Source organism: Legionella lansingensis (assembly GCF_900187355.1).
GTDB lineage: Bacteria > Pseudomonadota > Gammaproteobacteria > Legionellales > Legionellaceae > Tatlockia > Tatlockia lansingensis.
On the sequence record NZ_LT906451.1, the window covers coordinates 2,353,647 to 2,368,719 of the forward strand.

Sequence of the window (15,073 nt, forward strand, 5' to 3'; positions counted from 1 at the left end):
CCCCTTAGATAATACCCATTCCAATAGGTACATAATGATCAACCAATAAAAAAACAAATAACATCATTAAATAAACAATAGAAAACCGAAAGGTTCGTATGGCAAATACGGATTGTTCATTGCGAAATAAAGCAATAGCCCAGTATAAAAACCGTGCTCCTAGTGATAAAGCACCGATCAAATATATCCAGCTGCTCATACCCACAATAAAAGGCAACACACTAACAACCAGAAGCAAAATCGTATACAAAAGAACATTTAGTTTAGTAAATGCGATACCATGAGTAACAGGTAGCATGGGAATTTCTGCATTTTTATATTCCTCAAAACGATAAATCGCCAAGGCCCAAAAATGAGGGGGAGTCCAAGTAAAAATGATCAAAACTAGCAATAGCGCTTGTGGATCCAAGTGATTGGTGATTGCTGTCCAGCCAAGCAATGGGGGAGCTGCTCCGGCCAAACCACCAATAACAATATTTTGCGGTGTCGCACGCTTTAAGTACCCTGTGTAAATACCCGCATAGCCAATAAGCGTGATAAACGTCAGCACGGCAGTTAAGCTATTAACAAAGAAAACCAGGACTAACAATCCAAAGGTTCCCATCAGACTCGCAAAATAAATGGCTTGCTTAGCAGATACTCGTCCTTGGGCGATAGGTCTTTTTTGGGTTCGTGCCATCATGGCGTCAATGCGTTTATCTACTAAATGATTAATGGCCGCGGCACTTCCAGCACATAAACCAATGCCAGTTAAAGAAGCCACTAAGGTTGGTAAGGCTACCCATCCCGGGGTTGCTAAATACATGCCGACAACCACTGTTAATAGCATAAGAGCTACAACACGTGGCTTGCAGAGTTCAAAATAATCACGCCAATTTAATTTTAAACCAAGCTCGGTGGTGCTAGTAGGCATCCGAATGTCTCCCATGAGCTAGGTAAAGCATCATTAGCATTGTTGCCAGTAACAAGGCTGCAACTCCATTGTGGGCCACTGCCACCCATAGGGGCAGCAAATAAATCACATTTACCACACCTAGAGTAAACTGGGTCATTACTAAACCGACAGCTAACCATGCAAATAATCGCAGACTCCTTTCTTTACATTTTAAAATACAAAGCGAGGACAACATCAGAATATATACAGCGGTAATCATAGCCCCAAGACGATGAATATATTGGATGGTCATTCTAATATCATTATCAAGTAAGCCTCCTTGATAATTTTGCCCCACAGGTGCAAATAAATTGAAGCCTTGAGAAAAATGCAAAGTAGGCAACCACTGTCCATTGCATTGAGGAAAACCAATGCAGGCAATCCCTGCATAATTTGAACTCACCCACCCTCCTAAAGCAATTTGTAGAAAAACAATCCAAGCACCCACACCAATCCACCAACGCCATTGTGGCAAATTCGCTGGCGTGATTGCACTTAACTGTAAACGCAAGCGACTTAGGAAAGAAAAAATAGCAATACCACCTAGTAGATGCCCCATCACAACCACAGGTAATAATTTTAGGGTTACAGTCCACATTCCTAATACGGCTTGGAATAACACTAGAATGAGTAAAATAAGAGGTAATTGACCCAGTTGCTTATTACCTTGCAAGCGTTGCCAAAACATACTTCCGGCAATAAAAAAAATGAGGATAGCAAGGGTTCCTGCAGCATAACGATGAGCCATTTCTGTCCATGCCTTACGCGTCTCAATAGGCATTTGTGGATAATAACCTTGTGCCACTTGCAGTTCATTTTGATCGCTGGGTAATACCATATGCCCATAACATCCAGGCCAATCAGGACAACCTAATCCAGCGTCAGTAAGACGAGTATAGGCACCCAACATCACAACAAACAATGCTAAAATTGCAGCCACAGTCGCGGCAGTACGGATGAATTTGAATTGTACGCGCTCAATCATTCGTTTTGTCCAGACTTAATAAATGTTTGATGTCATGATATATGTCCTCAGATTGAGTATCCAAAGCATAGGCCAATACCAAAAAATCAGAAGGATTCTCTATGAAAATCTGTGGTTCAGATTTCAGTATCGATAATTGTCCAGATTCATTTTTTGCCAAGCATCGTATCTTAATGTCTCGATTCTTAAGCAAATTAAGTAAAGGAGCCTGAGGAGACTCAGCCTTATCCAAAAGCAACCATTGCTCCACCTCATAAAATCGTCTTCCCAAAGCAAGACGAATGCGGGCCAATTTGTCAAGTTGCTTAAGGCAATTGCTACTGCAATATTCTGGATTCCACAAGATAAGTCGCCATTTTGATTGTTCCCCCATTTTGACAAATTTCACTGGTGGAGTAAGCAATATTCCCTTATTCGTGCGCGAAGTTCCAAGCCATTGAGGATGGCTATAAAAGAAATAGGCGACTAATCCAGGAGCTGCAAACAGCACTCCCAACAAGAGTAAGATAAGAGAATTACGGTTTACCATTTTCATGTATTTTCTTCAGATTCAAGGCAATAAAAAGTACCAAAATCGCAAAAGCCATCGCAAACCACTGAAAAGCGTAAGCATGATGACGCTCAGGAGACATGGTCACTACAGGCCAATCGCGTATATAACCATGCCCTTCCTCTTTATCGAGGCGAATAATAAACGGATAGACAGGTTTATGCAAAAACTTGCTGATTGATTTTGTATCAATTCGCTCTATGATCGTTAAATGCTCTTCTTTTTTTTCAGCTTCCTGGCCAAGCACCCAAGTTTTGGTTGAGGGAAAATAAGCATTGCCGATAAGCTTAAGTGGCAAAGAAGGAATCTCAGGCACAGGAAATTTTTGACGCATGCTATCTCCAACGATCCAACCTCGATCAACCAAGACAATACTACCAGAAGGAAGCAATAAGGGATTAATGATATCATATCCAAATTGATGCTGATAAAACTGGTTATCCAATAAAATAGTCTCTGGCAAGAACGTTCCTTTCACTGAAATGCGCTGATATTGCTTGGGCATAACCGTACCCTCAGTCCAGGAAATGGGCGCTTGTTTAGCAAAGCTTGCTTGTACACTGAGTAATTGCTTTTTTTCTTCTGCGCGCTGTAATTGCCAATACCCTAATCGCATAAAAAGCAACACTAATAATGTGCTCAAAAGCACCATTTTCCAGTTAGGCGTGAAACGATAATTAAAACAGGTTAAACTCAACATCTTTATTTCTTCTTAGCATGTAGGTCTATGATCCATAGCGTGGAGTATAACAAATGTTCACTAAAGCCATCATCCTTATTGTCATGTTACTTATTCTTATTGCATTGGGAAGTAGCCTGATTTTCTTGGTGCGCGATGAGGGTAAAACAAAACGTACAGTCAAGGCCTTAACATGGCGCATTGGCATCTCATTGATTTTATTCTTTTTTTTATTTTTAGCGTTCAGCATGGGTTGGATTACCCCGCATGCTGTGTAGCCCTGGGGATAAAGAAGGTTCGTGTCACAAAGGGAGTCTAGCTATAAATTCCCCAACTCCAGAAAATAAAGATGAAAAACGTTTTTCTTTAAAAACCGATTGCTTGTCCATCTTTTCTTGGATCTGATGCCGCCAAATAGCCTTCATCAAGACAATAAATTGCCTGACCTCCTCCATAGATCACAGTAGGGCTTGGTACAATGAAATGGCCCCTACGCCGCAACTCGTTAATAACCTCAGGTTTAATGCCACTCTCGATGCTAATTTTGTTTTCCTGAGAAATGTACCACCGGGGGGCATCTAAAATAGCTTGTGGATTTTGTAAATAATCACATAATCTAACTATCATTTGTACATGTCCTTGTGCTTGCATGTGCCCACCCATCATACCAAAACTCATAAGTGGCTTTTCGTCTTTAAAAATAAATCCAGGAATGATTGTGTGAAAAGGATATTTATTTCCCGAGACCTCATTGGGATGTCCTGGTTCAAGGGTAAAACATGCACCGCGATTTTGCATAAGAATACCTGTTCCTGGAATAACGATACCTGAACCGAATATTAAATAGTGTGATTGAATTAATGAAACCATCATTCCATTATCATCACTTGTTGTTAAATAAACAGTACCTTGTTCATGTGGAATGCCATACCCGGGTTGTTGTGCACGTGTTTTATTAATTAATTGTGCACGCTTTTTTAAATACGCAGAATCTAATAATTCCTGGGGGTCAATTTGCATAAAACTTGGATCAGCAATATAGTGTTTCGCATCGCTAAAAGCTATTTTCATAGCTTCAATTTGCAAATGCAGGCTGTCGGCTGAATCAACTGGATAATTATCTAAATCAAAATGTTGCAAAATCCCAAGAGTAATAAGTACAGTTAATCCCTGGCCATTAGGAGGCAGTTCATATAAATGATATCCACGATATTTTATCTTTAAAGGAGTGACTTTATGGGATTGATGCTGTTGCAAATCTTCCGCTGTTAGTAATGCATTTTCTTGCCTGGCGTAGTGAGCTATTTTTTCAGCTACTTCACCTCGATAAAATGCTTGACCTTTAGATTCTGCAATTTTCTTTAATGTGTGAGCCAGATCTAGGACACGGAATAATTCACCTGCATAAGGTGCACGATTATTAGGTAGAAATACTCGGGCAAATTCCTGGTTATTTTTGAAGGGATCTGAACTTCGTTGCCAGTGTGTGGCTACAACAGGCGATACTAAAAATCCATTTTCAGCATATTGTACCGCCTGTTCGAATAATTGCTCAAACGGTAAACACCCAAATTCTCTAGATAATGCAACCCAACCAGAAATAGCGCCTGGAACAGTAATGGTATCCCAGCCAGCCTGCGGCATTTTTTTATATTTTGCGAAATGAAGGCGTGACCAGGCTTGCGGTGATTTTCCTGACGCATTAATACCATGTAATTGCTTGCCATCCCAAATCATGGCAAACAAATCACTTCCCAAGCCGTTCATGGTGGGTTCTACAACCGTTAAAGTGATTGCTGTTGCAATTGCAGCATCCACTGCATTGCCTCCTTGTTGCAATATCCTTAAACCTGCTTGTGCTGCTAAAGGCTGAGAGGTTGCAACACAGTTTTTTGCATATATAGGCAAACGATGAGAATAATAATTCGAGCTTGAGGCGATAAATTTAGCCATACTCCTATCATCTTAATCTTGAATATGTATTTCAATTGTAGCTGATGGGGCTACACTTATACTTTTTTTGCCATCTTATATTTAAAGAGTTACTGAACTGTGTCATCCCCGCGTTGTAAAGTTTCGAAAATAAATCTTAAAACCATGGTAATACATTTAAGATCTAAGCCTAGGCAAAATGTATTGAGAAATTACTTTACTCTCTCCTAAACCGATTGATAATAAATTGATTTTTTTATCAAAGACGCTTGACAGTATTAATTTGCAGTCTCTACACTATTTAGGCTGAAGAAGGCCCATTATGTTTTTGTTAATGGTTCAGTGAAGATTTTTATTTACTTAAGGAAGGAATCGTTATGAATAAAATTAAATTAACCGGTGCAGCTTTGGCTGTAGGCGCTGCTGCAATGTTCTCCATAGCTCCAGTATATGCTTCTTCAAATTCTGATGCTGGTCAAATTCAATGCAAAGGCATCAATGCTTGTAAAGGTCAAAGCGTTTGCAAAACTGCTACTAGCTCTTGCAAAGGTCAGAATGCTTGCAAAGGCCAAGGTATTACTTTCACGAAGTCCAAAGAAGAGTGTCAAAACGCTGGTGGTACCGTTGTAGATAACGGTACCAGTGGTAGCAGCAGTAACTAATCATTTCGCAAAAATGACCAACTGATCTAAGTCAGATAAGCTTTAGCTTCTGACTTAGATTTTTGTTTATCTAATAAATAAGAACAAGCCTAATTATGGTTTCCCTAAGAGAAAAGTTACCTTTCCTTGGTTTTGGTCTCGGGCTTCGCCCCGAACATTATGAAGAAATTTTGGAACAAAACCCCGCGGTAGATTGGTTTGAAATCATTACTGAGAATTATATAGTCCCAGGTGGTAAGCCACTGTATTATCTGGATAAGGTACGTCAAGATTACCCATTGGTCATGCATGGAGTTTCTCTGTCATTGGGGAGCACAGATCCGCTGGACTGGGATTATCTTAAGCAATTAAAAGATTTGGCAAAACGCATTGAGCCTCATTGGATTTCTGATCATTTATGCTGGACTGGAGTTAACGGATTAAACTTGCACGATTTATTGCCTCTGCCTTATACCACTGAGGCCATTGATCACATCGTTGCCAGAATTAAAACCATTCAAGATTATTTGGGGCAACAAATCTTAATTGAAAATGTTTCCAGTTATCTCAGTTACAAAGAATCAGAAATGAATGAATGGGAATTCCTTTCCGAGATAGCCAATCGTGCGGATTGCTTCTTACTGTTTGACGTGAACAATATTTACGTCAGTTCGGTGAATCACGAGTTTAATGCTCTGGATTATCTGCGCGGAGTTCCAAGCCACAGAATAGCTCAAATTCATTTAGCAGGGCATTCTAACTACGGGGATTATATTATCGACACACATGATGCTCCAGTTACCCAAGCCGTCTGGGATTTATATGCCGAGACCATAAGACAATTTGGAGCAATCTCCACAATGATTGAACGAGACGATAAGATACCTCCCTTAAAAGAATTAGTCCTCGAGTTAAACCACGCACGACAAATTTCAGATAACATCTTAGCTAATGAGTTCGCACTATGACGGCTTTACTTAACCTGCAAAACATGTTTCAAGCCTATTTACTAAATGGTCAGCCCACCATCGAGAACCATGTTATTCATTCGGCAAAAGTTTCTGCCGCCAAGCGTCTGGATATTTATGGTGATGCTTACCGCAGTAGATTATTAGAGTGTTTAGCAAGTAATTATCCCGTATTTAAACGTTATATCGGCCCCGAACTCTTTGAAGAAATCGGTAACACCTACATAGAGCAATATCCCTCCTCTTATCGTTCTATTCGCTGGTATGGTGATAACTTCAGCCATTACTTAGAACAGAATCAGCCAAAAACTCACTCATACTTAGCAGAACTTGCACATTTTGAATGGTGCTTGAATCTGGCCTTTGATGCAGCAGATGCTGATGTATTAACTGTACAAGAAATGGCTGCTGTACCACCGGAGTCTTGGGCGGACATGACATTCACTCTTCATCCGTCTTTGCAACAGCTAAACTTTTTCTGGAACGTGGCACCGATATGGCAAGCTGTTGCCAATGAGCAGGTACCAGACAAACCTGTGAGAAATGCCAAACAAAAGTCCTGGGGCGTGTGGCGCAGCAATTATACAAGTCGATTTTATAGCTTAGCTGACGATGAAGCATGGGCTCTCGCTGCTACCATGAGAGGAGCCAATTTTGGAGAAATATGTACAGGTCTATGTGAGTGGCTAAACGAAGAAGAGGTCGGACTAAGAGCAGCATCCTTATTAAAAGGATGGATAGAGTTAGGCCTGATCACCAAGATACGCTCAGAATGACAAACATACCTCGGAAAGGTGCTGGTCATTCTGAGCGCAGTGAAGAATCCCTTAAATCATATAAACTTTCTCGTCACACATCTACTTGGAAAAAATTAGACTAATTGTCAAATACCAAAACTACTTCCGCACGATTATATTATTTTGTACGCCGCGAACACCCGGGACTTTAGTAGCCACATCTTGAGCTGTGTCACTTTGGCGTATGGTCTTCACATAGCCACTTAAAAGAACGTTGCCCTGATGCGTTTCCACATGTACTGGGACATCACTTAGAATTTTGCTATCCGCAAAGGCTTGATAGACTGAATTAGTTATTGCTTGGTCAGAAAGACGAGGATTGAATATGCTTGGGCTACTAATCATCTGACAACTAGCTATTAGCACAAACAACGCCCCAACCAATACCACCTGAATGTATCTTCTCATCATTTCTCCTCATTAGGTAGACGCATGAAAATTGCTCAACTTAACAGCAATGTCCTAAATTTGCAATGCTTATAAAGATATCGGCAATCATGACTTTTGATTTAAATGATTTAAAAGCATTTCCAGACGCTCAATCTCTTTCAACAACTGCAATGCAAGACCTGCACCAGCCAAGTTTACACCTAAATCACGGTGCAATCGCAACACGGTACGAATACAAGCAACAGCCTCACTGTCAAACAACCATCCTTCTTTCTCATCTTTTTTTACATTGATAATGCCTTCATCAATAATTTCAAGAATGATTTGTTTGGAAACCCCAAAAGAAGACGTCACTTCGCGTAATGATAAATAAAACCAATCCTCACATTCTAAGGCGGTTGATCCTTTATTCCTTTCAGGCATTATCCACTCCTAAATGTTTCCGCGGATTAAATGTAGTAGTAGCTGCTAATTGCTCGTATAACTTATTGGCCTGCTCATTCTCTGCTTGTGGAATTACGATTTGTAAAATAATGTATTGATCCCCTGGAGGATTACCTGGCAAACCTCTCCCTTTAAGACGCATTTTATTACCTGATTGAGATAATTTCGGAATTTTTAGATTAACAACGCCACCCAAGGTTGGAGCCTTCACCGTTGCTCCGAGAGCAGCTTCCCAAGGTGTAATAGGCAATTGCAAGTGAATATCTTTTTTATGTAGATGAAACCACGGATGATGATTAAAATTGATTTCAATATACAAATCACCAGGGCGATTTCTCGCACCTTTACCGCCCTGACCTTTCAAACGAATTTGTTGCTTATTGCCTATACCTTTTGGGATTTTTATCTTCACCGCGCGAGATTCGTAGCTCATTCGACCATTATGATTAATAACAGGAATTTGCAGATGCAATGTCTTCTCAGCGCCATGGAAACTATCCTCAAGATCAATATCAATTTTTGCATGGATATCTTGACCCTGATCAAAAAAAGAGGTGGTTTGCTCTTGATGAAAACGTTCTTTAAAAATGCTATTTAAGAAGTCTTCAAATCCTGCCATTTCTTCCTGATCAAAATGACGGTAAGAAGGCCTTCCGGTTTCAGGTCTGAAGCCCTGACTTTGTTCCTTCCAGTACTGTCCATATTGATCATACTTTGCTCTTTTTTCAGGATCTTTTAGAACTTCATAGGCTTCACCCAACTCTTTAAATTTCTCTTCAGAGCCCGGTTCCTTACTTACATCCGGGTGATATTTGCGAGCAAGCTTGCGATAAGTGCGCTTAATCTCTTCTGGGCTTGCATTGCGCTCAAGCCCCATAATTTTGTAATAATCTTTATATTCCATGAATGGTTAAATTAAATATTTAATTTTTCCTTTGTAACGGTTGCCAGGTCACTTGTCAATTTAAAGACACAGACATGAGTAAAAATCCTTACACATCTACAACCCTAAAAACTCATCCTACTAATAAAACTTTTTCGGCCTCGTCCAAATTCGTTGGTAAGCCATATAAGATTAGAATATCTCCTGCGCGAAGCTTGATCGTTGGTGTTGGCTTTATCTGGTCTTTATCGCGCCGAATAGTAACAACATCTACTTGTGGAAGTTTTAATTCACCAAGCGTTTTTGCTACTGCATAAGCGCTTTCTGGCAGAAAGGTAGGACGTAAATGTTCATATATCAAATTTTCCTCAAACGGTTCCTCTAAAATCGAACCAGGAAAAATTTGCGCGAGAATCTCATAATTATTTTCTCTGGCTTCTTGCAATAACATATTAATTTTTGCCTTAGGCACATGCAGAATTTGTAACAAATAATTAGCCAATGTCAGGCTCTCTTCAAACACCTCTGTGACGATTCTGGTCGCTCCCTGATCACGTAATAACTCAAATTCTGCTTCATCTTTACATCTAACCAAAATTGGAATCTTAAGATCTTGCAAATGTGCTAATACACTTAAACTAGCCTGAATATTATCAAAGCTGATAACCACCGCAGCAGCTTTTTCAGGTTTAGCAGCCTTGAGTACATCGGGGTGAGTAACGTTGCCATAGATGCTGGGTTCTCCTGCCAAAGTTGTGTTATGAATGATCGTCGGATCTAAATCAAAACCAAGGTAAGCGATATTCATTTTATTTAAAAAACGCGCCACATTTTGCCCAACACGACCAAAACCACAAATAATCACATGGTCTGCCAAATCATCAGCGATCTCCTTAATCCTCGTCACAATCTGTTCTTGATCCCATTGCCTACTTTTGGGTAGGAAAAAAGTTGCAATCCTCTGATTGTGGCGAATAATAATAGGCCCCAAAGCAAAAGAGATAATTAAAGCACCCAACACGACTTGACCATAATCCATAGGCAGGAGCTGGGTACTAAGTGCTAAAGCTAAAATGGCAAACCCGAACTCCCCTCCTTGTCCTAGAATCAAACCTGTGCGAATTGCAGTTTCAATATCATATCTCACTAACCAGCACAAACTGATAATCAACAGCGACTTACCTACTATTAGGGCAATTAACAGAAGCAATATCCAATCCCATGTATCTCCCCATGTTGTTACATTGGCTAACATACCGATGGATACAAAAAATAATCCTAATAAAACATCGCGGAAAGGACGAATTTCACTTTTAATTTGATGACGAAATTGCGTTTCACCTAGCATAATTCCACTTAAAAAAGCACCCAATGCTAAAGTCATCCCCAATACAGAAGTCAACCATGCCGAACCAATGGCGACAAATAAAACACTTAATGTGAATAATTCAACGATACGAGTGGAGGCAATCAAATGGAATAAAGGTCGTAAAAGCCATCGTCCTAAACCGATAATAACAAAGATAGCAATGAGCCCTTTGAGTAAAGCACTTAATAAAGAGATAGAAAGAGATTGCCCGTTTAAGCCAGACAAACTTGCAATTGTCACCAGGACAGGAATGACAGCTAAATCTTGAAACAATAAAATACCGATTGCAGTTAAACCATGTTTAGCATGAATTTCAAAATTCTCAGAAAGTAATTTGACCACCAAAGCGGTTGAAGACATGGCCACCACACATCCAATAACAATCGATTCTGTAATTGTCATTTGCAGCCACAGCCCAACAACTACTGTAATCATAATACTCATAATAACTTGCAGGACTCCTAATACGAAGACCGAGTACTTCAAGGTCAGGAGCTGCGGGAAGGAGAATTCCAATCCCACGGTAAACATCAAGAGTACAACCCCAAATTCGGCTATGGAAGCAATGGCTTGGGTGTCGGGTATCAAGGCAAAAACATGGGGGCCTACAAGAACACCGACAACAAGATATCCCAAAGTGAGTGGTAAACGGAAAGGACGAAAGAAGATGTTAACTAAAAGAACAGTCAGAAGCACAACCAGTACCGTCTCTAAGATAGGATGAGGCATACAAACTGTCCTGCATAAGATTGATTGGTATTATTATAACTTCTCGATAAGATAGTTTATATGTCTATCACTATCTTCTACTTTCCCGGGCTAATAGAGAGTTACTTGACATCAACCTAATTTTTTTTAGAAGCAAATTTCTTTATAATCTTTTCAACTGAATCTGAAGATAGAGGTTTACTTAAGTAAAAACCTTGTACCTCGTCACAGTGCTGATTTTTTAAAAATTTAATTTGATTTTTAGTTTCCACGCCTTCTGCCAACACTTTAAAATTTAAGCTACGAGACATGGCAATGATTGCTTCTATAATGACCTCATCACTTCTTGATCTTGAAATATTTCTGATAAAAGATTGATCTATTTTTAAACGATCAATATGAATTTGTTTAAGATAATTTAAACTTGAATTACCTGTTCCAAAATCATCAAGAACAATTTTTACTCCTATTTTCTTCAGTTTTCGAATCATTCTTTGTACTTCCAGATTTGTGATAAGGACGTTTTCCGTAATCTCTATCTCAAGATACTTAGGTTCAATAGCGTACTCGTTTAAAATATTCTTAACTGCTTGGGCAAAATTGGCTTGCCTTAACTGTTGTGTGGCTACATTTACAGCAACTCTCACCAGGGGTAAGCCCTTATGGCGCCATGTCACCATTTGTTTGCAAACTTCACGCATGACCCATTCTCCAATGGGAACAATAAGACCTGACTCTTCAGCAATAGGAATAAATTCAAGAGGTAAAATGACGCCCTTTTTGGGGTGTTGCCAACGAATGAGAGCCTCCATTCCCAAAAGTCTATGGGTTTGAATATCAAACTGAGGTTGGTATACTAAAAAAAACTCTTGATTGGCAATTGCATATCGCAATTGAGATTCGCGCTGTAATTGCTTATTACTTAATTGATTCAGTTTAGGCGTATAGAGCTTAAATTGATTACCGCCTTGTTCTTTTGCATGATACATCGCTAAATCCGCATTTTTTAAAAGGGTATTTAACGTCGTACCGTCCGTCGGGTAAATACTAACACCAATACTGGTGGTCAATGTAAATTCGTGGCCAGCAATCTGAAAGGGTTGACTAAATAAATTAAGAAATTTTTGTGTCACTGTGATGACATTTTCTTCTTTTGTTAACCCAGGAATCACCATTACAAATTCGTCACCCCCTAAGCGTGCAAGCGTATCTTGTGCCCGCAGTGAGGATGAAAGACGCTTCGCTATTTTAGACAACGCCTCATCCCCAAACTCATGCCCCAAACTATCATTGATCAATTTAAAGCGATCTAAATCAAAAAACAAAATCGCAAAATAATTTTTTTCTCGGGATGCCGTTGCAATAGCATTTTTAATGCGATCATTTAAAAGTACACGATTGGGTAAATCGGTTAGTGAATCATGAGTAGCTTGATGCTCTAATTCTTTTTCTAGGTATGCCCGCTCAGTGATATCACGAAAACTCCATACCCTGCCTACAGTAACTTTATTAATGCGGTGTGGTTGAGAATAACATTCAATAATTTTTTCTTCTTTAAATTTAACTACGTGTATACATGTATTATTAATGTTGTCACGGAGTTTTTTCACCAAATCTAAAAATTCTTTAGGTTTTCGCAATTTTTCAACCATGTATTCGAATAATAGCTTTTCCTTTTTTGCTTCAATTATGGTTTCAGGAATACCCCATATCCGGACAAATTGTCTATTAAAATCAATGATTTTGTCATGCAAATTAACAACCAAAATCCCATCTGTTGATGACTCAATAGTAGCGCGTAATAAAGAGAGCGATTGTTGTAGTGACTCTGTACGTTCAGCGACAATTTTTTGTAAGGCGTCAGTATGTTTTTTGGATTCTTTAGCCAAGATCCATTTTTTTGTTAACGCACAGGCCAGTTGTCTCACAGCCACCTTATCGAAAGGTTTTTTCAATACCAACAAGTTATCGCCTACCCCTAACTTTTGCACCGTTTCTTCCCAGGAATAATCGGAATAGGCCGTGCAGATGACAACCTGAATATCTCTATCAATCTGCCACATGCGTTTAATTGTCTCAATTCCATCCCACCCGGGAGGCATACGTACATCCACAAAAGCCAAGGCATAAGGTTTGCCTTCATCTACAGCGCGTTTAATTTTCTCTACACCTTCGCACCCTTGCTCGGCTGTATCTATTTTAAATTCCGGTAAGAGATTTTCTTCTTGAATATCATTGCTTTTGCCAAATAATTCTTCATCTAAGTGACTGAATTTTTCTGACGCATAACTGGTCGTTAGAACCTTAATAAAATCTTGATGAATCGCCGGGTTATCATCAATCACCATAATCCGCAGTTCTATCTCATTCATAGAATACTCCTTTTCCGCGAGCTATTTTTAATCGGTAGCGTCAAAGTAAAAACAGCCCCCTGTCCTAACCCCGGACTGTCAGCTCTGAGAGAACCGCCCATATCTTGAGCAGATAGGGCACAGCTATGTAAGCCAAATCCATGGCCGTGGGGTTTGGTAGTAAATCCAAAAGAAAAAATACGATCAAGATTCTCAGGCAAGATTCCTATACCATTATCTTCTACCAAGATTTGAATGGTATTCTTGCCACTGGTATTTACCTTAAATTTTACTTGCTTTTTTTTATCCAGAGTGTTCCTAAGAACTGCATCTTTGGCATTTTGGATTAAATTCACCAAAATTTGTAGTAATTTCGATTTATCCGTGAAAACAAACGCGGACGCAAGATAATTTTTTTGGATATCAATGATTCTGTCTTTAATCGGATTTGATGACATATCTAAGGCAGTTTCTATGAGTTCAGGAACATAGATTTTTTCATATATACCGGATACACCACTAAAGAATTTCTGCATCGATACTATGTCTTTTATATGTTGCAAATCATTATCAAGATTAATTATTTCTTCACGGTTTTTTTCTCGCTCTTTAGCCAATATTTCCCCCAAAGCGATCAAATAGTCGGGGATCAATTTCCCTTTTTCATCCTCAGAAAAAAAATGAATAATTTTTTGTCTATTATTTTTTATCATCTCAATCACCTTAAAAAGCTTGAGATAATAAGGTTGCTCCAGACTATCTTTTAACATGTTTGCTGAGATATTAGAGCTATTTAAGATATTACCAATGTTATGTAAGATAGAGGTGGCTATTTCTGACATGCCAGCTCGATGCGCGGTCATCAGTAATTTATTACTTAATTCCTTTATCTTTTCCTCGTTTTTTTTATCGTGATTGATGTCAATAAGGATCCCAGATAATTGATTTTTTTTCTCCTGGCATTCCGCAATCGTACGATACCATTGGTAGTGGCCAGAACGGTTTTTTACTCGCAATTCATACATATAATTAATGCCCTGTGTTAGTGACTTTTTAACTAATTTTTGCAATGACACGCGATCATCTGGATGAACCAACTTTAAAAATTCTTGAAAGGTATGAACAGCAAGTGGATCTGCATCAATTAAATTGGAAAATTCTTTAGACCATGTAATTTCATCAGTTTTGGCAGAATAATGCCAATAACAAAGTTGAGCAATGTGTTGGGCTCGCTCAAGCTTTTCGTTTAATACCATCATTTCACGAGATGAGATATCAATAGAGCGGTCAAGAAGATAACGTTCCTGATCAGCTTCTTGGTAAGTTTTGTTTATGCGCAAAAGAAATTCCTGCCACTTTTCAAGACTATTAGGTACATCATCCGTTGTCATTCCAGTTCTAGTAATTTGTCGCGCTAAGAGTTTATGTAATTCCATACCTTT

The 15,073-nt window shown here is 39.1% G+C and carries 15 protein-coding genes; 4 read left to right on the plus strand and 11 right to left on the minus strand.

All coding sequences use genetic code 11. The features are described from left to right. Nucleotides 1-4: 4 nt before the first annotated feature. From cyoE to CKV79_RS10705, 4 genes are read right to left on the minus strand one after another with little or no spacing between them, the layout of a single operon-like run. Nucleotides 5-913 carry a heme o synthase gene (gene cyoE, locus CKV79_RS10690; protein ID WP_028373745.1) on the minus strand — a complete coding sequence of 303 codons (909 nt, stop codon included), beginning with the start codon at nt 911-913 and terminating at the stop codon, nt 5-7. Further along, the gene (locus CKV79_RS10695; protein ID WP_028373744.1) at nt 903-1,919 is read right to left on the minus strand and encodes a COX15/CtaA family protein; all 1,017 of its coding nucleotides are present in this window, start codon (nt 1,917-1,919) and stop codon (nt 903-905) included. The genes cyoE and CKV79_RS10695 overlap by 11 nt, the downstream gene beginning before the upstream one ends. Then, nucleotides 1,912-2,448, minus strand: coding sequence for a hypothetical protein (locus CKV79_RS10700; protein WP_231950105.1), 537 nt, complete (start codon nt 2,446-2,448; stop codon nt 1,912-1,914). Before CKV79_RS10700 ends, CKV79_RS10695 begins: the two co-directional genes overlap by 8 nt. Next, nucleotides 2,435-3,169: an SURF1 family protein gene (locus CKV79_RS10705; RefSeq protein ID WP_028373742.1), complete on the minus strand. Its 735-nt coding sequence runs from the start codon at nt 3,167-3,169 to the stop codon at nt 2,435-2,437. The genes CKV79_RS10700 and CKV79_RS10705 overlap by 14 nt, the downstream gene beginning before the upstream one ends. A 53-nt stretch (nt 3,170-3,222) precedes the next feature. Here CKV79_RS10705 and CKV79_RS10710 point away from each other — a divergent pair, with 53 nt between their 5' ends. Then, nucleotides 3,223-3,426, plus strand: coding sequence for a twin transmembrane helix small protein (locus CKV79_RS10710; protein WP_028373741.1), 204 nt, complete (start codon nt 3,223-3,225; stop codon nt 3,424-3,426). An 88-nt stretch (nt 3,427-3,514) separates the two neighbouring features. Here the strand turns inward: CKV79_RS10710 and ggt are convergent, their stop codons facing one another. Next, nucleotides 3,515-5,101 (minus strand): gamma-glutamyltransferase, encoded by a 1,587-nt coding sequence (gene ggt / locus CKV79_RS10715; RefSeq protein ID WP_197697228.1) that lies wholly within the window; start codon nt 5,099-5,101, stop codon nt 3,515-3,517. Nucleotides 5,102-5,457: 356 nt separating this feature from the next. On the opposite strand from ggt, the gene bufA2 reads away from it, so the two are divergent. The 3 genes from bufA2 to CKV79_RS10730 all read left to right on the plus strand — a co-directional run bounded on the left by bufA2 (nt 5,458) and on the right by CKV79_RS10730 (nt 7,465). Further along, nucleotides 5,458-5,742, plus strand: coding sequence for a BufA2 family periplasmic bufferin-type metallophore (gene bufA2, locus CKV79_RS10720; protein WP_028373739.1), 285 nt, complete (start codon nt 5,458-5,460; stop codon nt 5,740-5,742). A gap of 95 nt (nt 5,743-5,837) precedes the next feature. Further along, complete coding sequence (gene bufB / locus CKV79_RS10725) at nt 5,838-6,689, plus strand: MNIO family bufferin maturase (protein WP_035915812.1); 852 nt, start codon at nt 5,838-5,840, stop codon at nt 6,687-6,689. Next, the gene (locus CKV79_RS10730) at nt 6,686-7,465 is read left to right on the plus strand and encodes an HvfC/BufC N-terminal domain-containing protein (protein WP_028373737.1); all 780 of its coding nucleotides are present in this window, start codon (nt 6,686-6,688) and stop codon (nt 7,463-7,465) included. Before bufB ends, CKV79_RS10730 begins: the two co-directional genes overlap by 4 nt. A gap of 120 nt (nt 7,466-7,585) precedes the next feature. On the opposite strand, the gene CKV79_RS10735 is transcribed toward CKV79_RS10730, so the two are convergent. The 6 genes from CKV79_RS10735 to CKV79_RS10760 form a co-directional block, all read right to left on the minus strand. Next, nucleotides 7,586-7,897 (minus strand): BON domain-containing protein, encoded by a 312-nt coding sequence (locus CKV79_RS10735; RefSeq protein WP_058387136.1) that lies wholly within the window; start codon nt 7,895-7,897, stop codon nt 7,586-7,588. 84 nt (nt 7,898-7,981) lie between these two features. Next, the gene (locus CKV79_RS10740; RefSeq protein WP_051546202.1) at nt 7,982-8,299 is read right to left on the minus strand and encodes a chaperone modulator CbpM; all 318 of its coding nucleotides are present in this window, start codon (nt 8,297-8,299) and stop codon (nt 7,982-7,984) included. Then, nucleotides 8,292-9,224: a DnaJ C-terminal domain-containing protein gene (locus CKV79_RS10745; protein ID WP_028373735.1), complete on the minus strand. Its 933-nt coding sequence runs from the start codon at nt 9,222-9,224 to the stop codon at nt 8,292-8,294. Before CKV79_RS10745 ends, CKV79_RS10740 begins: the two co-directional genes overlap by 8 nt. A gap of 112 nt (nt 9,225-9,336) precedes the next feature. Further along, nucleotides 9,337-11,301 carry a cation:proton antiporter gene (locus CKV79_RS10750; RefSeq protein WP_028373734.1) on the minus strand — a complete coding sequence of 655 codons (1,965 nt, stop codon included), beginning with the start codon at nt 11,299-11,301 and terminating at the stop codon, nt 9,337-9,339. Nucleotides 11,302-11,417: 116 nt separating this feature from the next. Beyond that, nucleotides 11,418-13,652: an EAL domain-containing protein gene (locus tag CKV79_RS10755; RefSeq protein WP_028373733.1), complete on the minus strand. Its 2,235-nt coding sequence runs from the start codon at nt 13,650-13,652 to the stop codon at nt 11,418-11,420. Continuing rightward, nucleotides 13,649-15,067, minus strand: a complete 1,419-nt coding sequence (locus tag CKV79_RS10760; RefSeq protein ID WP_028373732.1) for an ATP-binding protein — start codon at nt 15,065-15,067, stop codon at nt 13,649-13,651. The genes CKV79_RS10755 and CKV79_RS10760 overlap by 4 nt, the downstream gene beginning before the upstream one ends. Nucleotides 15,068-15,073: the final 6 nt, after the last annotated feature.